The organism is Ruegeria sp. (assembly GCF_040830605.1).
In the GTDB taxonomy this organism is placed as follows: Bacteria; Pseudomonadota; Alphaproteobacteria; order Rhodobacterales; family Rhodobacteraceae; genus Ruegeria.
In genome coordinates this window covers 182,942-202,804 of the sequence record NZ_JBFOMD010000003.1, presented here as the reverse complement: position 1 = coordinate 202,804, position 19,863 = coordinate 182,942, and the positions used below count along the sequence as shown (strand labels likewise).

General features: G+C 62.8%; 19 protein-coding genes. 8 read left to right on the top strand and 11 right to left on the bottom strand.

Annotated features, from left to right (window positions below; all coding sequences use genetic code 11):
- Positions 1-37: 37 nt before the first annotated feature.
- On the bottom strand, positions 38-1,567 hold the full coding sequence (locus AB3N21_RS05020) for a LysM peptidoglycan-binding domain-containing protein (protein ID WP_367934177.1): 1,530 nt from the start codon (positions 1,565-1,567) through the stop codon (positions 38-40).
- A 125-nt stretch (positions 1,568-1,692) separates the two neighbouring features.
- Between AB3N21_RS05020 and AB3N21_RS05015 the strand changes: the two genes are divergently transcribed.
- Positions 1,693-2,244 (top strand): TIGR00730 family Rossman fold protein, encoded by a 552-nt coding sequence (locus AB3N21_RS05015; protein ID WP_367934176.1) that lies wholly within the window; start codon positions 1,693-1,695, stop codon positions 2,242-2,244.
- Positions 2,245-2,294: 50 nt separating this feature from the next.
- Here the strand turns inward: AB3N21_RS05015 and AB3N21_RS05010 are convergent, their stop codons facing one another.
- The 4 genes from AB3N21_RS05010 to AB3N21_RS04995 form a co-directional block, all read right to left on the bottom strand.
- On the bottom strand, positions 2,295-2,765 hold the full coding sequence (locus AB3N21_RS05010) for a host attachment family protein (RefSeq protein ID WP_367934175.1): 471 nt from the start codon (positions 2,763-2,765) through the stop codon (positions 2,295-2,297).
- Between the two features lie 222 nt (positions 2,766-2,987).
- The gene (gene rarD, locus AB3N21_RS05005) at positions 2,988-3,869 is read right to left on the bottom strand and encodes an EamA family transporter RarD (RefSeq protein WP_367934174.1); all 882 of its coding nucleotides are present in this window, start codon (positions 3,867-3,869) and stop codon (positions 2,988-2,990) included.
- Positions 3,870-4,020: 151 nt separating this feature from the next.
- The gene (locus AB3N21_RS05000; protein WP_367934173.1) at positions 4,021-4,902 is read right to left on the bottom strand and encodes a metallophosphoesterase; all 882 of its coding nucleotides are present in this window, start codon (positions 4,900-4,902) and stop codon (positions 4,021-4,023) included.
- 4 nt (positions 4,903-4,906) lie between these two features.
- Positions 4,907-5,506, bottom strand: coding sequence for a superoxide dismutase (locus tag AB3N21_RS04995; RefSeq protein ID WP_367934172.1), 600 nt, complete (start codon positions 5,504-5,506; stop codon positions 4,907-4,909).
- Between the two features lie 105 nt (positions 5,507-5,611).
- On the opposite strand from AB3N21_RS04995, the gene AB3N21_RS04990 reads away from it, so the two are divergent.
- On the top strand, positions 5,612-6,373 hold the full coding sequence (locus AB3N21_RS04990) for an FkbM family methyltransferase (RefSeq protein ID WP_367934171.1): 762 nt from the start codon (positions 5,612-5,614) through the stop codon (positions 6,371-6,373).
- Between the two features lie 97 nt (positions 6,374-6,470).
- Here AB3N21_RS04990 and AB3N21_RS04985 read toward each other — a convergent pair whose 3' ends face one another.
- From AB3N21_RS04985 to AB3N21_RS04975, 3 genes are read right to left on the bottom strand one after another with little or no spacing between them, the layout of a single operon-like run.
- Positions 6,471-7,397 (bottom strand): hypothetical protein, encoded by a 927-nt coding sequence (locus tag AB3N21_RS04985; protein ID WP_367934170.1) that lies wholly within the window; start codon positions 7,395-7,397, stop codon positions 6,471-6,473.
- On the bottom strand, positions 7,394-7,858 hold the full coding sequence (locus AB3N21_RS04980) for a hypothetical protein (RefSeq protein WP_367934169.1): 465 nt from the start codon (positions 7,856-7,858) through the stop codon (positions 7,394-7,396). Before AB3N21_RS04980 ends, AB3N21_RS04985 begins: the two co-directional genes overlap by 4 nt.
- The gene (locus tag AB3N21_RS04975) at positions 7,855-8,934 is read right to left on the bottom strand and encodes a peptidase M14 (protein ID WP_367934168.1); all 1,080 of its coding nucleotides are present in this window, start codon (positions 8,932-8,934) and stop codon (positions 7,855-7,857) included. Before AB3N21_RS04975 ends, AB3N21_RS04980 begins: the two co-directional genes overlap by 4 nt.
- Before the next feature lie 119 nt (positions 8,935-9,053).
- Here AB3N21_RS04975 and AB3N21_RS04970 point away from each other — a divergent pair, with 119 nt between their 5' ends.
- From AB3N21_RS04970 to AB3N21_RS04945, 6 genes are all read left to right on the top strand, one after another.
- Positions 9,054-9,383 (top strand): hypothetical protein, encoded by a 330-nt coding sequence (locus AB3N21_RS04970; protein WP_367934167.1) that lies wholly within the window; start codon positions 9,054-9,056, stop codon positions 9,381-9,383.
- A gap of 136 nt (positions 9,384-9,519) precedes the next feature.
- Positions 9,520-12,306, top strand: a complete 2,787-nt coding sequence (locus AB3N21_RS04965; RefSeq protein WP_367934166.1) for a caspase family protein — start codon at positions 9,520-9,522, stop codon at positions 12,304-12,306.
- Positions 12,307-12,316: 10 nt separating this feature from the next.
- Positions 12,317-12,781, top strand: coding sequence for a pyruvate/2-oxoglutarate dehydrogenase complex (locus AB3N21_RS04960; protein WP_367934165.1), 465 nt, complete (start codon positions 12,317-12,319; stop codon positions 12,779-12,781).
- Positions 12,766-14,973, top strand: coding sequence for a glycosyltransferase (locus AB3N21_RS04955; RefSeq protein ID WP_367934164.1), 2,208 nt, complete (start codon positions 12,766-12,768; stop codon positions 14,971-14,973). The genes AB3N21_RS04960 and AB3N21_RS04955 overlap by 16 nt, the downstream gene beginning before the upstream one ends.
- 163 nt (positions 14,974-15,136) lie before the next feature.
- Positions 15,137-16,108, top strand: coding sequence for an ATP-grasp domain-containing protein (locus AB3N21_RS04950; protein ID WP_367934163.1), 972 nt, complete (start codon positions 15,137-15,139; stop codon positions 16,106-16,108).
- Entirely contained in the window at positions 16,108-16,770 is a 663-nt protein-coding gene (locus tag AB3N21_RS04945; RefSeq protein WP_367934162.1) for an HAD family hydrolase, read from the top strand. Before AB3N21_RS04950 ends, AB3N21_RS04945 begins: the two co-directional genes overlap by 1 nt.
- A 9-nt stretch (positions 16,771-16,779) precedes the next feature.
- Here the strand turns inward: AB3N21_RS04945 and AB3N21_RS04940 are convergent, their stop codons facing one another.
- Genes AB3N21_RS04940 through AB3N21_RS04930 form a run of 3 tightly spaced genes read right to left on the bottom strand, consistent with a single transcriptional unit; the run spans position 16,780 to position 19,856 of the window.
- Entirely contained in the window at positions 16,780-17,853 is a 1,074-nt protein-coding gene (locus tag AB3N21_RS04940; protein WP_367934491.1) for a glycosyltransferase family 4 protein, read from the bottom strand.
- A 12-nt stretch (positions 17,854-17,865) separates the two neighbouring features.
- Positions 17,866-18,888 carry a glycosyltransferase family 2 protein gene (locus tag AB3N21_RS04935; protein ID WP_367934161.1) on the bottom strand — a complete coding sequence of 341 codons (1,023 nt, stop codon included), beginning with the start codon at positions 18,886-18,888 and terminating at the stop codon, positions 17,866-17,868.
- Positions 18,885-19,856: an NAD-dependent epimerase/dehydratase family protein gene (locus AB3N21_RS04930; RefSeq protein ID WP_367934160.1), complete on the bottom strand. Its 972-nt coding sequence runs from the start codon at positions 19,854-19,856 to the stop codon at positions 18,885-18,887. Before AB3N21_RS04930 ends, AB3N21_RS04935 begins: the two co-directional genes overlap by 4 nt.
- Positions 19,857-19,863 lie beyond the last annotated feature (7 nt).

Genomic DNA, 19,863 nt, shown 5'->3' with positions numbered 1-19,863 from the left:
GATAACCCGTGGCCCCGGCAGGGCCAGAGGTGTCGCGTCAGTCGGGTATGGTAAATATCTGGCCGGGATAGATCAGGTCGGGATCACGGATCGAATCCCGGTTGGCCTCGAATACTTTCACATACAGGATGCCGTCGCCGTAGCGCTCACGTGAGATGGCCCAGAGCGTGTCGCCCTTTTGCACCGTCACTGCCCGGATCGCGGGCGGTTCGGCGGGCGCATCAGGCTCGGCACCGGGCTGGGGAGCGGGCGCCGGAGCGGCAAGCGCCTCGACCGCTTCGCGTTTGAACGGGGTTTCCAGGCGGCTCAGGACGGTGCCCTGCCCGTCCAGCTCATCCAGACGCAAGGTGTAGACACCGGGCTCGATCCCTTCGATCTGACTGCGCCATTTGCCCTGATCGTCGGCGGTCAGGTCGGTCACCGCCCGGTTGTTCAGGTAGAGCCGCACTACCGAGCCGGGCTGCGCCCGACCAGTCAGTCGCACGTCACCAGAGTTGGAGTAACCGATGGTGTCGAGCGCGATCCGGTCGCGGGGCGCGTCATCCTGTGCGGGCGGCTGGATCAGTTCGACCCCCTCTTCGCCCGACCGCAGGATGGCGATTTGGCCATTGCCGGTCCCCGGAGCCGAGGGCTGAGCCTCGGCCACCGTTATGTCGGACGGTTGAGCCGGGGCGGTCTGATCCACGGCGGGCGCTTCAGCAGTTTGCTGTTGTTGAGCGTCCTCGGACCCGGTCGTTTCGGGTTCCGTTTCGGACTGAGCCAGTTTCTGCGTTTCGGTTTCAGATCCGGGTTCGGATGTCTCGGAGCCTGCAGCTTCTGCTGGTGCGTCGGGGGCGGGTGCAGCGGGATCCGGTGCCTCGGTCGCCGTCCCGGCATCCGCTACCTGCTCGCCCTGCCCCTCAGGCTCGGGCAAGGCAGCGATCAGATAATCGTCCGAGCGGGCGATTTGGCCGTTGGTCTGCGTTTGCAACACTAGCCCTCGGCCCGCCTCGCTGAACGGCAAGGTCACGAACTCGGCAAACTGGCCGCTATCATCGACGGTGAAGCTGTGCAGTTCGGTCCCATCGAGCAGGACCGTTACCTGGCTGCCCGGCGTGCCTTGCCCCGAAAGCAGCGCAGTGCCGTCGGTTTCGACGAAGATCTGGTCCAACGCGGGAGCGGTCAACAGTGGAGTGTCGTCCGCAGGTGCTGCGGGTTCGTCCGTGGCGGCGGTTTCATCCTCAGCGGGCGCGGCCTGCTCATCCTGCGGCTGGGCGGCAGCAACCTGTTCCTCGGGCTCATCCGCCGGGGATGGGTCGTCTTGCGTCGTGTCTTGCGGCTCGGATTGCGCTTCGGGCTCGGCGGCGGGGCCCGGCTGCGCCGCTGGCGCTTCGGTCACCTCATCCGCCTGCGGGTCAGGCTGTGCCTCGGGCGCAGAAATCTCCCCGGTGGGTTCTGGCGCAGGCTCCGGAGCTGGACCGAAGACGCCCGAGTAGTACAGCCCCCCGAAACCGAGAAGGGCTATCCCGCCTGCAACCATTCCCCATCCAAACGCGCCGAATCCACCGCTTCCCGATTTGGCAGCCATTCTTTTCCTTTCAGGTCCGTGATCCGGCAGCCCCTGAGCCTGCCGCCAACCACGCAGTTGAGCCAATCTATCAATCCCGCTATCAGGGGTCAAAACCCCCGACACAAGCCCGGAAAGGCCCTCATATGTCTCAGAAATCCGTCTGTGTGTATTGCGGGTCACGCAATGGCGCCAATCCAGCCTATACCGAGGCCGCGCGCGGCTTTGGTCGCATGCTGGCGCAAGAGGGCTGGCGGCTGGTCTATGGCGCGGGCGATGTGGGGCTGATGGGCGAGGTCGCGAGGGCCGCACAGACCGCAGGCGGCGACACGTTTGGGGTGATCCCGGTGCATCTGTTGCGCCGTGAGGTGGGCAAGACCGACCTGACCCGTTTCGTGGTCACTGAGACGATGCACGAGCGCAAGAAGGTGATGATCATGAATGCCGATGCAGTGGTGGTGCTGCCGGGCGGGCCGGGCTCGCTGGACGAGCTGTTCGAGGCGCTGACGTGGCGTCAGCTGGGCCTGCACGACAAGCCGATCCTGGTGATGAACGTGAACGGCTATTGGGACACACTGCGCGCGCTGGTGGATCAACTGATCGGACAGGGGTTCGCTGACAGCTCGTTGGGCGATTATCTGACCTGGGTGAGCGGTCCCGACGACGCGATGGAGCAGCTGCGCGCGAAACTAACCTAAGATCATCGCGGTATCGGGGCGCCCGCCTTTGCGGGCCACCCCGAGCAGGTTCAGGCAGCGCTCAACTGCCGGGTCAGAACCCGCTCGACCTTGTTCAGGGGATGGTTGGTCAGGGTCTTGTTAACCTCGGCCACCACCTTGTTCAGCACCTCCTTATGCAGGCGCCGTCTGAGCAGGCCCAGCACATGCGGGCTGGCCACCAGCACCAGCCGTTCGTAAGCCCCTTTGTATCCCTTGCGGTACAAGAGATCGGCCACGTCCTGCACGAACATGCTCTGCGCATGACCCTGCCAGTCCGTCTCCTCCATCGCGGATTTCTGTCCCGGTCCGCTGTCGAAACGCCGCCCGGCACGGTCCGCCGGTCGCGACGCACCGTTGTTCGTGTCCTGTTCCTCGACCGAGACCACGACAAGGTTGGGGTCCGCCGCGTCGGTGATGTTTTCCATTACCAATGCCTTCTCGCCATCCGCGATCACGACCCAGGTGCCCTGCGTGAGTGTTCCCTGTTTGCTTGCGCCCATGCTTTCCTCCATTGACGGGATGCTGTTTGTGTCCCCCGGCTCAGGCCAACACTCATCCGCGTGCGCCGGACGGTATGGCCGGGCGCATTTCTTATTTTGTTCAGGATGTAAAACGTTGTTCTGCCTAACAATTTATAGATAGGGACTGGATGACGCGGAACAATCCTCGGCGTGTCGATTTCGCGGCGGATCGGCGTATTGCCGCCGGTCCGGTGATCCGGGTCAAGCCCGCGCCGCCCGGTCCTGACGCAGGGCGGCAACCGAAAACACCGCCAGCGCGACCCAGATCATCGAGAAAGCCGCCGCGTGCCACGGCGTGAAGGGCTCACCAAAGATGACCACGGCGCAGAAGAATTGCAGGGTTGGGTTGATGTATTGCAACAGCCCCACGGTCGACAGCGCCACCCGCCGTGCCGCGAAGCTGAACAGGATCAGCGGCATCGCCGTCATGGGCCCCGACAGGATCAGCAACAGGCTGGTTTGGGTCTGAGCCCCAAACGCCCCCTGCCCGGTGCCATGATACCAGGCCAGCACCACCAGCCACAGCGGCATCAGGATCAGAATCTCGGCCGTCACCGAGACTACGGGGCCCAGTGGCAGGCCCTTTTTTAATGCCCCGTAAAGCGTGAAGGTGGTCGACACGATCAATGCGATCCAGGGTGCGGCGCCCAGCCCGTAGGTCAGGACGCAAACCGCGAGCGCCGCCAGAGCGACCGCAAGCCATTGCGCCCGGCCCAACCGTTCCGAAAACCAGAACCAACCCGTCACCACGGCGATCAGAGGAAAGATGTAGTACCCCAGCGAAGCCTCGGTGGCGCGCCCGATCTGGATCGACAGGATGAAGCTGAACCAGTTAATCGAGATCATCACCGCCGCCACCGCAATCAGCCCCACCTGCCGCCGCCCGACAAACGCGGCACGCAGCGCGCCCAGCCGCCCCTGCACCGCCAGCACCCCAGCAAAGAACACCACAGACCAAACCGTGCGATGGGCCAGCACCTCGGGCGGGGGCACATGGGCGATCAGCTTGTAAAACAGCGGCGACAGGCCCCAGATCACACAGGCCGCAACCATGGCCAGAATGCCTTTGACGGTGTCCGACATCTCTCCCCCTCACCGCGTGTCCTGCGTGCCAGGGCGATGAGATGCAAGCCCGCAATCTTCTTCTGTTCAAAAATATCCCCGCCGGAGGCGTCCCAACCGCATCACATGCGCGGACCGCCGGGCAGCGGCCTAGCCCGGCCGACACAGCCGGTCACGCTGATAGCTCGACCACCGTGATCTCGGGCACCACGCCCAGCCGCAGGGGCAGTTTCGAGCAGCCGATGCCGCCCGAGACGACCAGATGCCGCCCGTCCTCGGCCACCGGTCCGTAGGCGTAGCGGTTGCCATAGCGCGAGGGCACCACCGGGGAATATCCGAAAAGCCGCACCTGACCGCCGTGGGTATGGCCGGACAGGGTCAGTGCCACACGTTTCGGCACCTGCGGGAAAATGTCCGGTTCATGGGCCAGAAGGATGGCCGGGGCGTACTCCGGGACCTGATCTAGCGTGCCGGGCAGATCGTCGGCGCCGATATAGTCCTCCGGCCCGTGGCGGATCGCCAGTTGATCGGCGAGCCCGGCCAGCCACACACCGTTGGGCAACTCCAGGGCCCGGTTTTCCAGGACCGGAATGCCGTTTTGCTCCAGTACCACCGCTGTCTCGACCGGCCCTGCCCCGCGCTGCTGGGCCGCCAGATCCTGCCACCAGTCGTGGTTTCCGAGTATCCCGTACACCCCGAGCGGCGCGCGCAGCGCCGCCAGAATCGCCGCCGTATCGGCCACCGGGATGGCACGGGTGATATAGGGGTGCGCGACCGTCAGATCCCCCAGCACGACGGTCAGATCGGCCCCCAGCGCATTGGTACGCGCAACGATCCGGCGCAACCGGTCGCGGGACATGTGCGGCTCGCCCATATGCAGATCGGTGAGGATAGCGATCCGCATCGGACGATCTTTCGGCCAGTTGTCCGTACGGATCATCCATTTGCGTACCCGAAGCCGCAGGGCGGGCTCGATAAAGAACCCGTAGACGGACGCAAAAAGGCCTGCCAGCATCGTCGCCAGCAGGCCCTTTATGAACCCTCTTCGGGTCAATGGATCACATCCGCGAGGCGACGTTTTCCCAGTTCACCAGATTGTCGAGGAAGTTCGACAGGTAGGCCGGGCGCTTGTTGCGGAAGTCGATGTAGTAGGAGTGCTCCCACACGTCGCAGCCCAGCAGAGCGGTCTGACCGAAGCAGAGCGGGTTCACGCCGTTCTCGGTCTTGGTCACCGCCAGCGAGCCGTCGGCGTTCTTGACCAGCCACGCCCAGCCCGAGCCGAACTGACCGGCACCGGCGGCGCTGAACTGCGACTTGAACTCATCGACCGAACCGAAGTTTTCGTTGAGCGCTGCCTCAAGCTCACTCGGCATCGCGTTGCCGCCCGGGCCCATCATGTCCCAGAACTGGTTGTGGTTCCAGAGCTGGCTAATGTTGTTGAAGATGCCGTTTTGCGCCACTGCACCGGCGTCATAGGTGCCAGTGATGATCTCTTCGAGGCTCTTGCCGTCCCACTCAGTGCCAGCGATCAGCTTGTTCCCGTTATCGACATAGGCCTTGTGGTGCAGATCGTGATGATATTCCAGCGTTTCCGCCGACATGCCCTTGGATGCCAGCGCGTCATGTGCATAAGGAAGATCAGGAAGTTCAAAAGCCATCTCGGCCCCCTGTTGAAATAAATGTTGCGTTCCCAAGGTTACATGCTTTGGGCGCGCGCGCAGGTCAAGGGCCGGGACGGGAAAACAAGGTCCGGAGGCAGGCAAATGCTGACCCAAGCGCGCAAGATGTTCTATCGCGCCCGCGGCTACTACGCGGGTCAGCTGAACGGCGAGCCGTTTCGGCTGGACCCGTATCACTCGAAATTCTGGCGCAAGGCGTCCACAGGAAACTGGGAGCCCGAGACCTTTGCAGTGCTGGATCGATACCTGTCGCCGGATCGCGACTATCTGGACATCGGCGCCTGGATCGGGCCGACGGTTCTATACGGCGCGCGCAAGGCGCGGCATGTGTGGTGTTTCGAGCCGGACCCGACGGCGTACCGTCATCTGGCCTGGAATCTTGACCTGAACAGCATCCAGAATGTCTCGGCCTTTGGCGTAGCGCTGTCCGAAGGATTCGGTGTGGCCCGCATGGCCTCAGTACGCGGCGAGCCCGGAGATTCGACCAGTTCGCTGCTGCATGACGGCGCCCACGGCACCGATGCGCTCACGATTGACTGGGACCGGTTCGCCGGATCTATCGATCTGTCAGGGGTGTCATTGGTTAAAATGGACATCGAAGGCGCCGAGTTCTCGGTTCTGCCGACGCTATTGCCCTGGCTACGCGAACATCGGCCGGCTCTCTATTTGTCGACCCACGCGCCTTTTCTTGCGGCGGACGAGCGGCGGGATCGCATGGGCGCGATTGCGGAGCAACTCTCGTTTTATGGGACGTGCCGCATCGACAATGCGGCTGATGGCGGTTTTCACAGTCTGACCGAAGAACGGGCGCTCTCCCGCTTTCCGACGTTTCTGTTCACGGCTTGACAGGTTCGGGCAAAACACAAAGCCGCCCAGGGAAGACTGGCGTTGCGGTCATCGAAACCAGAAGAGATGCCGCTCAGGGGTATTCACCCAAGGCCCGTTACACGACCCGCATCGCACCATAGGCGCGGTGGCCCCGGTGTTTCGATTTGAAATACGCTGATGCCTCCGGAGACAGGTCTCTAATCCCAAGATCCAGAGCCTCATTGAGCCGGTCGGCCAACTCCTTGGAATACGCCGCACGCGCCTGATATTCGGAGTAGTCCGGAGTGATGCGATCCGTCCAGAAGTATTCGATCCAGCCATAATCGGCGACCTTGGTGACATCGAATCCCTGCAACGCCGCCACGACGCAGCCAAGACGTGCGCCAAAGATCGCCCAGTCGCCGCGCTCGACATCCGCGCCGATGTTGCACCAGACTTTCAGACGGTCGAGGTTGCGCTCGCCGATATGCGCGCGCAGTGCCTCTGCCTTTGGCAGATTCGGAAACGCGTCATAAGCGATCTGTCCGTCGGCCAGATTAAGCTTTACGCCTTCTCGAAATCCGGCGCGGAACGCCTGATAGTCCGAGCCGGTTATCACTACGTCAGACAATAGCCGGTTCAACTGGTAATATGGCACCGTCCAGCAGAAATCGACTGCGGCGTCCGAACGGGCGGCATTCTCATGCGTTTGCAGGGTCAGCAAGGTGCTGCGGGGCCAGATCTTTACCCCGCCATTGCCATAGCGGAGGCCATTGACCGTGTTACGCCCGCTGAACGAAAACACCCGCGCACGGTCGCGCGGTGCGATATCCAAGCATGCTGTCAGAAAATCCGGATCCAGCAGCACATTGTCGGCGTCGATGGTGATGACATATGGCGAACTCGCAATTTCGCCCGCGCGCCTGTGGGCCGCGTCGAAGCCTTTGACGCCGTGCACCCGTTTGGCCCGCGGCACGGCCCTGCGGACCAGCTCGAAATGAGTGTCCGCATTCGGTTCGTCGAAACTGAGAAACACGACATCGCAAGCGCCGAGATCAATCATGTCGCGTCCCAATCAGCGCTCAGCCCAAGGTTGATGATCGCTGCCGGGCGCCATTTCTCGCGCAAAAGCTGGCGGCGCCGGGCAAGGTAACCTGACCAGTCCAGATCCGGGTCAAGCTCCCCGTTGGCCAGCACGTTGGGCAAGGTATCGTAGGCCAGGTTTTCAACGATCAGGCCCCGGAACTCCACAAGATCGACAACGAAAACCGGAACCATCTCCTTGGTCTTTGCAATCTCGCGTACGGTTTCCAGATGCCGGGTGATCGCCTCCCAATCCAGACCGGTGACGTCCACCAGCATGACCGACAAAAACCTGTCCTCGCGCAGAACGCCCTCGACCTGATCGCTGTCCGCGTTAAACGGCCACGCCGCCTCAAAAACGTCCGCCGGGCTCTCGTCCAGATCGGTTTCGACCGGTGCCAGCGCGTCCGTGGCCGGGGGTTTCTGCCGTCCGAACTTCATGACGTCAGAACGCCCGCCGGTCGGGGCAATCGAGCCAACTCCATAAAGAGCGACCGCCAGGTGGCACCGATGGCTGTCCAATCCCGGGCGCGCGCGGCCTGTGCCGCAGCTTTACCACGCACGGCCCAGGGATCGGGCCCCTCGTTAAGAGCGGCGTGCAGGGCGCTGGCGAGCGCACCTTCGGGCGCTGGATCGTACAACACGCCAGTCGCAGGCACGAGCACTGCATCACGCAGGCCCGGCGTATCACTGCCCAATGTACCGCGTCCCAGTGTCTGCGCGAGAATGGCGGAACCGGAGGTCAGCGAAGCAGTATAGGACAGCACGGCAAAATCGGCTGCCGCATGGACCAAAGCGAGATCTCGATCCATCGAAAACCCGAAGGTCGCGACGATGCGAGGGTCATCCGGGACTGTCAGATCGTCGACGTCCGGCGCGCGATGACCTGCCAAAATCAGCCGATCATCAGGCCCGGCGACATCTAGAAAGGCCTCAATCAGCGCACCCGGTGCTTTGTAGGCCCGGATCTGACCGGGCATAAGGACAATCATTCGGGCATCTTCCAACTGCAGCTCGGATCGCGCCTGTTCACGGGAAAAACTCGGATAAACCCCGTCAAAATTGCCGTGCGGAATGATGCGCACCTTGGCCATCGGCAACGCGTGCTGCTCCATCGCCGCGGTTAGCGCAGGAAGCGAGTGCAGATGCACGATGTCCGCCAGCGCCAATATCCCGCTGCGCACCTGCTTAGACACGGCACGGTAGCGGTGATCGTGCGGCATCAGGTTGTGAATGGTCCAGACGATGCGGCCACCCCTGTCGCGAAAACCGGACAGCGCATCCAGAAAACTCTCGGCCGACTGCTTCCCGTCCGTGAAAGCCGCCGTTTCCCAGTGCAGATGCAGGATGCTGCCTGCATCCTGACCACCGGCACCAATTTGGGCCGCACTGTCCAGCGGTTGGGCAATGACAGCAGGACCGAGGGATCGATAGAGCAATTCCTGATAGGGATTGGTTCCCCGATAATCCGGGAAGAAACGCACATCTATCGGATTTGGCGGAGCGGCCTGAAGCATTTGCGAACAATGTCATGCCCTTGGGTGTTTGACGAGAGGTTTTGAGTCAGCCGCTGCTGCCTTTGTTGACGGAACGAGTTTTCGGCACGTATGATGGCCTACGGACGACAGGAGGCGAGATGCGCAAGACGTTCTTCGGTCAATTAGCACTAATTGTCGGGGCCCTGGGACTGTCGGGCACTGCGCGTGCGCAGGCCATCGACAGTAGCGTCTTCACGTCGGAAGCGCAGGCTGAAAGGTACCTCAGACAAAATCCAACCGGGCCGCAGGCAAAGGCCGCTTTTCTCGCCATCGTGGAGTTCCAGTTGGCGCGGCGGAACCCCGGTTTCTCGCGGTCGGATATCGCCAAGGGCGTCACTCTCAATGCAGCGGGATCGTCCAGCCGGACCAGTCAGACAAACCAGTCACAACCGGACAGCGACCGAGGCGGCGGTGGAGACCTTTACTGAAAGCTGCGTCACGTGGCCTGGACGATCTATCGGGCAATGGTCGGCAGGGTTTTCGGTTGCCGTCCTCATCGCGCTGTCCGCCGGGCCATTGGCCGCCCAAAATGCTGATACCCAAAGCGCGCCACGCGTTGCGCTGGTGATCGGCAATTCGGCCTATCACCACATCACGCCTCTGCCGAACCCGGCAAACGACGCGCAGCTTATCGCGGAAAAACTCTGGGAATCCGGGTTCGAGGTCATCGAAAGCATAGACGCCGACCGCGAGACGATGCTCGCCGATCTGGCCACGTTCCGCAGCCGCCTGCGCGAGGGCAGCGAGGCGCTGTTCTTTTATGCCGGTCACGGCGTGCAACTCAGCGGGCGCAACTATCTGCTGCCCGTATCCGTGGCGCCCTATTCGGTGGATGATCTTCGGAACCAATCGGTGGATGCGCAACTGTTCGTGGACATCATGGATGGGTCCGGCGCGCGCCTGAACATCGTTCTTCTGGATGCCTGCCGCAACAACCCGTTCATCGAAATCGAAGACAACGACGCCCAAGATATCGTCACGCGCGCGCTGACGATCGGGCAATCGCGGGAAGAGGTGCAGCGCGGGCTGACATTGTTGTCCGAGGCCTCCTCGGGCGGGTTGGCCGAAATGACCGCAGGCGACGCCGAGACCATGATCAGCTTTGCCACTGCACCCGGTGCGGTCGCCTTTGACGGCAGCGGCCGCCATAGCCCGTACACCGATGCTATTGCCGAGAATATCGACCAGCCGGGTGTCGAACTGGCCGAGCTTTTCCGCCGGGTGCGCGGAGGTGTGCGGGAACGGACGGACGGACTTCAGATCACCTGGACCACGAGTACGCTGGAAAACGCGTTCTACTTCAAGCCGGACAACACGGATCTGCGTTTGTCGACAACAGGCCTTGGAGCTGCCGGCGACACATTGGGCGAATTGCCGCCCCTGCGCGTCGTCGACAGGACGTTCTGGCGGGCGATCCGCAACACGGACCGGTTGGACGCGTTCGAAGCTTATCTGAGGACCCGGCCTGACGGTGCATTCGCCGACGAAGCGATTGCGCGCATCACTACGCTGGGCGGCGACCCGGATGCTGTACTCGCCCAGGACCCGGCGCTGCCGGACCGGGTCGAACCCGCCTCCGGCGGACAGGCCGCCTACAAGGCCGATGTGATCGACCGCCTCGACGCTGATCGCCACGCTGTGCCGATTGGCGTGGGCCCGATCGAAATCCAGCTTCCCGAGCAGGCGTCAGGCAATTGGGTCCATGTCTCCCGCGCGCCCCGGCTGGGCGAAGTGCGCAGCGATGATGGCAAGGCCCTGGCTCAGGGCAACGTGCACTATGTCCAGGCCGGGGAGACGCCGCAATTCGAGCCGCATATCGGGTCGAACGGCGGGCTTGAGGCGCTGGAGGGCCTCGTTCTAGCCCAAGGCGGGGCGACCGAGCCGGTCAATGTCGAACTCGAAAGCTATGTCGATGCCTGTGACATGCTGGCCGGCAATCCCTATGACAGCGAACGTGTCACTGCAGGCACCCGGCAGTTCATTCTGGATCGCAATTTCGACGCGGCCATTGTTGCCTGCGAGCTTGCGGTCGAACGTCAGCCCGACGTGGTGCGGTTCTGGGCGCAGCTCGCGCGGTCGTATCGCGCGGCAGGCCGATATGAAGAGGCCCGGCACTGGCAGGTCAAGGCGGTCGAGGCCGGGTATGTCAACGCAATGGTGTATCTGGGCCAGATGCATCTCGATGGGCAAGCGGTCGCGCAGGATTTCGCCCGCGCCTATGAGCTGTTCGAGGCCGCCGCCGATGCCGGGGACTCGGCAGCTCTGACAGCGCTGGCGTGGGTCCACCGCGCAGGCGTCGGCGTGCCGCAGGATTATGCCAGGGCCCGGGAATTCTATGAGCTGGGCGCGGCACGCCGCAACGACTGGGCCATGACAAATCTGGCGGAGTTCTATCAGAAAGGGCTGGGCGTCGAACGCGACCCGGAAGCTGCGGAACAATGGTACCTTCAGGCCGCCAAATCCGGCGAGCTGACGGCGCAGACCCGGCTGGCGCGAATGTATCAGGATGGCGACGGCATCCCTCAGAATTTCTCCAAGGCCCGTTTGTGGTTCGAAACGGCGGCCTCTCGCGGGGTTCCGAACGGCGTGACGCGGCTGGGGATAATGTACGAGCAGGGCCAGGGGTCCCGCCCCGATGTCGAAGCTGCCGCACGGCTGTATCTCCGCGCTGCGCGTGAGGGCGATGGCGAGGCCTATTTCCGGCTCGGCCGGCTTTATGCATCTCAGACGCCGCTTTTTGATGACCCAGCCCGTGCAGCGCTGTTGCTGGAACGGGCGTTGGAACAGCGCGTTTATGGCGCCGAGCGGGAACTGGCCAGACTTCTGGAAACCGGGCGGGGTGTGCAAAAAGACGTCGCCCGTGCGCGCGCGCTTTACACCGCCGCGGCAGATGGCAACCCCTGGGCCGCGCGTGACGCCGGCCGTGCCTTTGCCTCAGGCGACGGTGTCGAACCCGATCTTGCCGCAGCAGCAGATTGGTATCGCAAGTCCATGGAGGGTGGGGTACCCTGGGCCGCTTGGGATCTGGCCAAGTTGACCGAATCCGGGCGCGGCGTTGCCAAGGACCGGCCCAAGGCGCTGACCCATTACGCCACGGCGCTCAGCCTGTCGGATGATGCAAACCTTGCCCGGCTGGTGGGCGATGCCATCGCGAATTATAGTGAAGCGGAGTTCATTGCGGCAGCCCAGCTCCTGTTGGCGCAGGCGGGCAAAGATCCCGGCCCCGCCGACGGTGTGATGGGTGCCGGCACCCAGCGTGCCCTTGCCGAAGCCTTTGCAGAACGGGGCGTCGCGCTTCCCGAAGGGCCGATTACCATGGAGATGCTCACCGTACTGGCAGCAACCGACTAGGAGCCACAACATGATGAAAAGACCCCTCTCTGCCGCGGCCATTTCATTGCTGCTTCTGGCGGCTTGCGCTATCGAGCCCTTACCGACGGTTTCTGCCGCCAGCGAGATTTCCCGCCTGAAGTCATCGGGTTACAGGGTGGTCGCACGAAAGAGCGAGGGAAACACCACGGTTCTGCGCTATTCCGGTCCGGTCAACGCCTCGGTCCAGTGCAGCCAGAACGGCCAGGTGCGCGTGTTGCGGCCACGCGTCGTGTCCTCTGGCGGGTCCGTGCAGGAATTCAAGCTGAACAGCTACCTGATCCTGTCGCCCGGCAGCGATGGCGTGCTTAGCCCCACCGAACGCGACGGCCTCTATGTCATCAGCAGAACCACACGCCCCTCGGCCCGCGCGCGTGCAACGGCGGTTGATACAATCGCGTTCGAGCCGGGGTATCGCGGAACCTTCCCATCAGGCCTTTCGTGCCGAGCAACCTGATAGCCGGATCACGACCGGTCAGGGTCGACATCGCCATCATTGCCGACATCCGGGTCGGCGATGTTGCTGCGCCGTGCCACGCGGCGGTGGCAGCGGCACTTTTAGAAGCCGGGTACAGCGTAGCGCTTGTGCCGGTGATCGCAGATACAATCGCCGCTGATCCTTACCGGATCGATCCGGACGCGCAGTCGCTTCTCGACACCGGAGCCGTCCGGCGCGTCGCATCCGGCGCGACGGTCGAATGTGGTTTGGCGCTGGCCTTCGATGCCCGCATATTCGCCACTACTTTAGCGCGTGCACCAGAGATCAAGGCCAGACACCGCATCGTGACGATCGAACGCCCGGCGGGGCTGGTTGAGCTAGATCGGCCCGCACTCGACCGGCTAAGGGCGCGCGCCGAGACGGCGCTCGGCGGGCCGGTGACCTGGTGCCCGACATCGGTCATCGCCCGGGACGCCATGGCCTATTCCGTGCCCGACTGGCCAGTGGCGGACGAAGACTGGGCGCCGGTAGTCCCGGACCTGTCACATGTTCGCCCCGATGCCGCCGAACGCGCCCGTCCCACGATTGGCCGTGCACGTATCGCGCGCGCGCGACCAACAAGTGATTGGCCCGCCAGGTTTCTGAAAACCCCCTTCCTCGCGCTACGCGAGCGCGGCGACTCCTTGGCGGACACACCGCGCTGGCCACAGGCCGCCCCGATTGAGGTCTGGCCGGAAACTGCGCTGACGCTCCCCGAGTTCTTTGCCAAAGTGGATCTGCTGGCAAATCCGGATCTGGCACAGGATGACCCGCTGCCGGTGGAGGCGCTGATGGCGCTGTCGGCAGGTGTCATTCCATGCCTGCCGGAGAGTTATCGGGAACTGTTTGGCGGCGCTGCGATCTATGGTTCCGATACGGAACTGGCAAAGGCCATCATCGACCTCAAGATGAACCCGGACCTGATGGCATCGATCAGGCAGAGCGGGGCAACCCTGCTGCGTGAGGTCTTTGCGCCCGAGTTGTTCGTTGCGCGGGTCAGAACGCTGCTTGGCCCTCCCGAGGTTGAGCGTTTTGCACCTGCTGTGCATGCAGAACCAAACACTCGCGTGCTGTTCTATTCGTCAAACGGCATTGGTATGGGCCATCTCACCCGGCAACTTGCGGTCGCGCGACGGCTGCCTGAACGGCTGACACCAGTTTTCATCAGCCACTCGCGGGCGGTCGATACAGTACGCCAGTTCGGGTTCGTGGCCGAGCATCTGCCGTACCATGCGACCTATGGCGAGGCACGCGCGCATTGGAATGTCGGCCTGTCTCAAACGCTGACCGCCGCCTTTGCGTTCTACCAACCCGAAGTTCTGGTTTTCGATGGCAATGTGCCCTTCAAGGGACTTCTGGCGGCGCTCTCCTCCCGACCCGGCATGGCATCCGTCTGGATACGTCGCGCCATGTGGGGCCAAGGGCGGGACGTTGAGGCGCTTGATCGCGCGACGGCGTTCGATCTGGTCGTCGAGCCTCTCGATCCGGCCTGGTCCCGCGACGAAGGGCCAACAGCCGACCGCTTGTCCGACGTCAGGGTAGTGCCCCCGGTTCGTATCCTCGACACGGCAGAGATGCCGAACAGAGCCAATGCCTGCGCCGCGCTGGGGCTGGATCCTGACGGGACGAACATCCTGATCGCCACAGGGTCCGGTAACAATTTTGACATGGCCGGTGTTACAGATCGGGTCATCAACAGGTTGGCCGGGTGTGCAGGCGTCGGCCTGGCAGTGGCAGAATGGCAAATCGCGCAGGACCGTCTGGACCTTCCTGAGGGGTTGGTCCGCCTGACCGGATACCCGTTTGCACAATACCTGCCCGCCTTCGATGCGGCAGTTGCAGCCCCCGGGTACAACACGTTCTGTGAACATCTGGCAGCAGCCTTGCCGACCCTTTGGGTGCCCAATGAACATGAGCAAATGGACCAACAAATCGAACGCGCCCGCTACGCCGCCGACTGCAAGGCCGGCCTTATCGTCCGCAGCACTGCGCCTTTTGATGTTGAGCACGCCCTGACAGCGCTGCTTGATCCTGACGCGCGGACGGCCATGGCCGCCGCAAGCGCAAGGCTGGCTGAGGATTGCATGGCAACCAACGGGGCCAGCGCGATCGCCGAACTGGTCGTGAGCCTCGCAGGGTCTTCGATCGCCCGATTGCTGGACTTGGTTTGAAACAGGCGCAGCACCAACATGAACCTGTCCGTCGTCAGACCCGCTTCAGGTGTCGCCCACGCTTTCCCACACGAAAATTGTGCCATGCAGGTCGTTCACAGTCGCCAAAGCCATGTGCTAAGGTAACTCCTGAATATTGCACGAGATTTGCCGGAAAGACTTGATGACAAGTGATAGTTTGAGACTTTTGATTTGCTCCGCCGGACGACGGGTTGGCCTGTTGCAAAGTTTTCGTGCTGCAGCCGACCGCCTGAGCATGGGCCTTGAGGTGATCGCCTGCGATCTGAACCCGGATGACAGCGCCGCATGCGCGCTGGCTGATGCCGCGCTACCTGTCCCGCGCTGCGACGATCCCGGCTATGCTGAAGCCGTGCTCGATGTGACGCGCGAGCATGGCATCAATCTGGTGGTGCCGACCATCGACCCCGAACTGCTGCCGCTGGCTCAGGCCCACGACGATTTCGCCCGGCTTGGCGCGCGGCTGCACGTCTCTCCGACTTCGGTAATCGAAGTCGTGAGAGACAAACAACGCACCTCCGAAGTGCTTGCCGCCGCCGGGGTTCCCGTGCCTCGCACTTTCGATCAGGCCGGGCTGCTGGCCAATCCCGACCAGATCTCATGGCCGGTTTTTGCCAAACCCAGCGGCGGCAGCGCCAGCCGAGGTCTCGAGGTGTTCGACCGCGCTGAGGATATCCCGGCAGAATTCTCCGAGCCGATGATCTTTCAGGATATGCTGCGCGGCCCGGAATACACGATCAACATGTTCGTGGATGCCTCGGGTCAGTTGCGCACGGTCATCCCTCACCTGCGGATGCAGGTGCGCGCAGGCGAAGTGGAAAAGGGCGAAACCCGTCGCCGGGCCGACCTGCACGAAGCGGCCGAAGGCATTGCACGCGCCTTGCCCGACCTGCGCGGTGTCGCCTGTTTCCAGGTGATCGACGACCCCGATTTGGGCCCCCGCGTGATCGAGATCAACGCCCGTTTCGGCGGCGGTTACCCGCTGGCCGATCACGCCGGCGCGCATTTCGCCCAGTGGCTGCTGGAAGAGGTCAGCGGCCGCCCCTGCTCGGCCCATGACAACTGGCGCGAGGGTGTTAAGATGATGCGCTATGACTGTGCGGTGTATCAGGGCTGATGCTGGTCTTTGATCTGGACGACACATTGTATCTGGAGCGTGATTTCGCCTTCAGCGGTTACCGCCATCTTGAAGGCTGGGTGGCCGAGACCACAGGTGTGACCGGATTTGGCGCTGCCTGCCGGGCGCTGTTTGAAACCGGAGACCGCCGGCGAATCTTCAATGCCGCCTGTGCCGAATTGGGTCTTGCGGGCTCGCCTGACCACGTCGCCACCCTAGTCTCGGAATACCGAAACCATACACCAGATATCACTCTCGCCCCTGACGCCGCCCACTATCTCAGACGCGCCAGTCGCCCCATGGGCTTGATCACCGACGGGCCAGAGCAAATGCAGCGCAACAAGATCGCCGCGCTGGGGCTGGAACACCATATCGCCCATATCCGCCCGACCGGCGCCTGGCCGGAGGGATTCGGCAAACCCCATCCGCGCGCGTATCAGGAAATGGAGGCCGCGGCTGCAGGCCACACAAGGATGATCTACATAGCCGATAACCCGGCGAAGGACTTTGTGACCCCAAACGCACGACGGTGGCTGACCATTCAGATTCTGCGGCCCGGTGCAGTGCACGACCCCACACCGCCGGACGAGGCACACGCCCCGCATGCAAGGATCACCAGTCTGGATTTGTTGGATGAGGTGCTGGAGACACTCCAGAACTAGCCGCCGCGGTCACCCGAACTGGGTGCCGTCAATCACCCGGTCCCATTCCCCCAAAACGTATTTCGGCGCCAGCCACAGGCGATTGCGCTCTGCGGATTCGCGCATTCTGGCCCGCAACTCCGGATCTTGCGACAGGCGCACCACCGCTGCCGACAGCGCCTTTGCGTCCTCGGAGGGCACCAAGAGGCCATTTTCTTCCTGACGGATCAACTCGCGCGGGCCGTAGGCGCAATCGGCGGACACAACCGGCAAACCGCTGACGGTCGCTTCGGCGACAACATTTGGAAAACCTTCGAAACGCGACGGAAAAACAAGGATGTCCGCACCCTTCATCCAGTCGCCGGGCTTGTTGCTGGAGCCGGGCAGGGAAACGACATCCGTCAAACCAAGCCTGTCGCGCTGATCTTCCAAGGCCTGGCGTTCGGACCCCTCGCCATAGATGGTAAGATGCGCATCGGGCACCCGGTCCCGAATGTCCGTCATGGCGTCGATGAGGATATCGAACCCTTTTTGCCGGTCGAGCCGTCCAACTGCCACAAGCTGACTGCCATTGCGGCCAAGACCTTCCTCGACACCCGGGAACGGGGCGCAGGGGTTTGCGATGACCTCGGCCCGTCCGCGCAGACCTGCGGGCAAATCCTCACGCGCCCGGTCCGTCTGCATGACGATCGCCCGCGCCCGGCGCGCCAGTAGATGCTGGGCCTGCCGCCAAACCGGATGCGCGTTCTGGGCCCGGGGGTTGTTCCGCTCGGAGATGACGACAGGGATGCGGCTATCGAGGGTCGCCGCTAGAGTGAGTGTGTTGATCTTGGTCAGGAAGGATACCACCACATCGGGGCGCACTTTCTTGATCACCTGACGGATGTGCCTTAGCCGGTTCCATTGCACGCGCCGTCTGGGCAACGCGCCGCTCTGCATTGGATGCAGCGTCACCGCTTCAGGATAGGAAAAATAGGAACCACCCTCGGGCATCGTCATGCCCGCGATGTGCACATCATCCCCGCGCCCGGCCCGATGGGCGGCGATCATGGCGACGACCTTCTCGGCCCCACCGGCGCCGAACCCACCCTGCACAAGCAGCACCTTCAAGCCGTGCTACTCCGCCGCCTGATTGATGACCCGCTTGGAGACCGTTGCATTTCCCGGCTGCGCTGAACTGGCTTGGTCATGCAATTCAGGCTCGTCTTTGGGGCGGTTCAGCTCATGTTCGATCATGGGCTTGTTCAGATCCTTGGACTGCAAGAAGATCCGCCCGATATATTCGCCAAGTATGCCCAGGAACATCGCGTTCAGCGTCATCGAGAGCAGCAGCAGGATGGTGGTGGTGGCGAAACCGTCGGGCCAGTCCTGACCAAAGACCACCTTGCCGATGATGTATCCCATCATCAGAAGGAAGGTCACCAGCCCAACGGTCAGGCTGATCATCGAGGCAAGCCGCAGCGGCAGCAACGAGTGGTTGATCAGCCCGTCCACCGCCAGCGACAGCATGGCCTTGAACGGGAATTTGGATTCCCCTGCCGTGCGTGCGTCGCGGTCATATTCGAACCCGATCTGGTTGAACCCCATGCCGCTGATCAAACCCCGCACATAAGGCGAGCGGTCATCGACACGGCGCAGTTCATCCAGAATGCGCCGGTCGGTCAGACGGAACTCGCCCGCATTACGGGGCAAATCGTCGTTGCTGATCATGTCGATCAGCGCGTAGAACCCGCGCCGCGCGGCTGCGACGATGGGGCCGTCCGGCAGGCTGCGCCGGATGCCATAGACCACATGATAGCCCTGCCGCCAGGTATCCAGCATTTGCGGGATCAACTCGGGCGGGTCCTGCAAATCACAGTCGATCTGTATCGCGCAGGCGCCGGTGGCCGAGCGATAAGCCGTCAGCACCGAGGACTGATACCCCATGTTGCGGGAAAAGCGGATCACACGTACACGGCTGTCATCCTTTGCGATCTCGGACAGAATCTCAAAGGTCCGGTCGTCCGAGTGGTTGTCGGTAAAGATGATCTCGGGTTCATAGTCCCGCAGGCCATCGAAGACGGCCATAACCCGCTCATACGCATTGCGGACATTGTCCTCTTCATTCAGCGCGGGGATGAGGATGGAAACAGTGGTCATGCGCCCTGCCCCATCGCTACCGGCTGGCTGTGGGGAGTCCGGGATTGTCTTGCCCATTGCACTGTCCTTTCGAGACCTTCGGGAAGCAAAATCTGCGGCGACCACCCAAGCGTCGCCTTCACCTTTCCCGGATCACAATTCAACACTACCGGTGGATCGGCTGGCGTGCCAAAGCTCGCCAGCTCGCGCCGGGCGCCGGTCATCGCGACCAGCATCCGGGCGACCTCGGCCATTTTGGGGGCGTCACCCGTACCGACATTGATCACCGCTCTGGCAGACACCGGATCGTCGGCAATCAGCAGCAGGGCACGGACCACATCGTCGACATGGATCAAATCACGCCGGTCATGGGGCCGGTGGATCGTCACCGGTTTTTCATCAAGAAAATCTTCAATCAATTTTGGAATAAGGAAATCACTCGATTGGTCGGGACCATAGGTCAGCGCCAACCGGGCGGTAACCGCCTGAAATGGCAACCTAGGGCGCGCCATGGCCATGTACTGAGTCCCCGCCAGAATAGACGCGCCATACGCATTCCGCGGCGATTCCCGGGCGGTTTCCACATAGGGCGTTTCGATATCGCCATACTCGGCAATCGATCCGGTGCGAACAAAAACGCGGGGCGGAACGTCGGCAAAAGCAGCAGCAGAGAGCAGCGCGATCAGCGCTGACAGGTTTTCCTCCACGCTATCCGCCAGGTCCGTCAGGTCCTTCTGCGCCGGAAAGCGGGTTCTGGCACCGGCATGAAGGATGATCTCGGGGCGCGTCTGTGCCAGACAGGTGCGCAAGCGATCAGCCTCGGCCAAATCCAGGCGATGCACGGCGATGTGGCCCGACACATCCGCCAACCGAACCAGCGATGAGGCAGGCCGCGCGATAACCGAAACCTCATCGCCCCGGGCCAGACAGGCCCGGGCCAGATGTGATCCGATAAATCCGGTCGCTCCGGTTATCAGTACGCGTGCCATCGTTGCT

Coding starts and splice junctions, on each gene's coding strand:
- AB3N21_RS05020 (WP_367934177.1), bottom strand. CDS start 1,567: ATGGCTGCCAAATCGGGAAGCGGTGGATTCGGCGCGTTTGGATGGGGA.
- AB3N21_RS05015 (WP_367934176.1), top strand. CDS start 1,693: ATGTCTCAGAAATCCGTCTGTGTGTATTGCGGGTCACGCAATGGCGCC.
- AB3N21_RS05010 (WP_367934175.1), bottom strand. CDS start 2,765: ATGGGCGCAAGCAAACAGGGAACACTCACGCAGGGCACCTGGGTCGTG.
- rarD (WP_367934174.1), bottom strand. CDS start 3,869: ATGTCGGACACCGTCAAAGGCATTCTGGCCATGGTTGCGGCCTGTGTG.
- AB3N21_RS04995 (WP_367934172.1), bottom strand. CDS start 5,506: ATGGCTTTTGAACTTCCTGATCTTCCTTATGCACATGACGCGCTGGCA.
- AB3N21_RS04990 (WP_367934171.1), top strand. CDS start 5,612: ATGCTGACCCAAGCGCGCAAGATGTTCTATCGCGCCCGCGGCTACTAC.
- AB3N21_RS04985 (WP_367934170.1), bottom strand. CDS start 7,397: ATGATTGATCTCGGCGCTTGCGATGTCGTGTTTCTCAGTTTCGACGAA.
- AB3N21_RS04980 (WP_367934169.1), bottom strand. CDS start 7,858: ATGAAGTTCGGACGGCAGAAACCCCCGGCCACGGACGCGCTGGCACCG.
- AB3N21_RS04975 (WP_367934168.1), bottom strand. CDS start 8,934: ATGCTTCAGGCCGCTCCGCCAAATCCGATAGATGTGCGTTTCTTCCCG.
- AB3N21_RS04970 (WP_367934167.1), top strand. CDS start 9,054: ATGCGCAAGACGTTCTTCGGTCAATTAGCACTAATTGTCGGGGCCCTG.
- AB3N21_RS04960 (WP_367934165.1), top strand. CDS start 12,317: ATGATGAAAAGACCCCTCTCTGCCGCGGCCATTTCATTGCTGCTTCTG.
- AB3N21_RS04950 (WP_367934163.1), top strand. CDS start 15,137: ATGACAAGTGATAGTTTGAGACTTTTGATTTGCTCCGCCGGACGACGG.
- AB3N21_RS04945 (WP_367934162.1), top strand. CDS start 16,108: ATGCTGGTCTTTGATCTGGACGACACATTGTATCTGGAGCGTGATTTC.
- AB3N21_RS04935 (WP_367934161.1), bottom strand. CDS start 18,888: ATGACCACTGTTTCCATCCTCATCCCCGCGCTGAATGAAGAGGACAAT.
- AB3N21_RS04930 (WP_367934160.1), bottom strand. CDS start 19,856: ATGGCACGCGTACTGATAACCGGAGCGACCGGATTTATCGGATCACAT.